Below are 684 nucleotides of genomic sequence, written 5' to 3' on the forward strand. Positions count from 1 at the left end.
GGATGGGCCGGGCCGCTCGCCCGACGGGCCCACCTCGCCCTCCCGGACCTCGCTGAACTGGGGCCCGTCGCCACGCTCGGCCCCCGGCTGCCCGGCTGCGCGCCCGCCCTCGACGCCGGCGCCTCCACCGCCGTACCGCCCCGGGCGGCCGACCACGACGGCGACGCCGTCATCGTGTTCACGTCCGGCACGACCTCACGGCCCCGTGCCGTCGTCCACTCCCGGGACTCCCTCGCCGCCGGCATGGCCGCCGTCGCCGAACTCGTACGGCCCCGGCCCGGACGGCCCGTACTCGGCGGCACCTTCTTCGTCCTCGTCCCGTCCCTCGCCGGCGGCGCCCCCGTGGCCCTGCCCGCCCGGTCGCCGCGCGTCCTGGCGCGCCAGACCCACCGGCTCGCCCCGCAGGCCACCTACCTGACCCCGCCTCAGCTCCGTGCCGCCCTGGCCGAGGGCGCCCGCTTCACAGGGCGGGTGTGGACGGGCTCCGCACCGGCGAGCGCCCGCCTCCTCACGCGCGTCAAGGACGCGGGCGCCGACGAGGCGTGGGGCGTGTACGCGCTCACCGAACTGTTCCCGGCGGCCGCCGTCGAGCAGGCCGAGAAGGCCGCCTACACCGGACCCGGCGACCTCGTGGGCGCCCCGCTGCCCGGTGTCGGCGCGCGTACGTCCCCGACGGGCGAGCTG

At 79.1% G+C, this 684-nt stretch carries 1 protein-coding gene; it reads left to right on the top strand.

What is annotated here, in order from left to right; translation table 11 throughout:
* On the top strand, positions 1 to 684 hold a 684-nt coding region (locus HTZ82_RS06950; protein WP_175408407.1), incomplete at both ends, for an AMP-binding protein.

The sequence above is a fragment of the Streptomyces sp. TRM64462 genome, from assembly GCF_013362995.1.
In the GTDB taxonomy this organism is placed as follows: Bacteria; Actinomycetota; Actinomycetes; order Streptomycetales; family Streptomycetaceae; genus Streptomyces.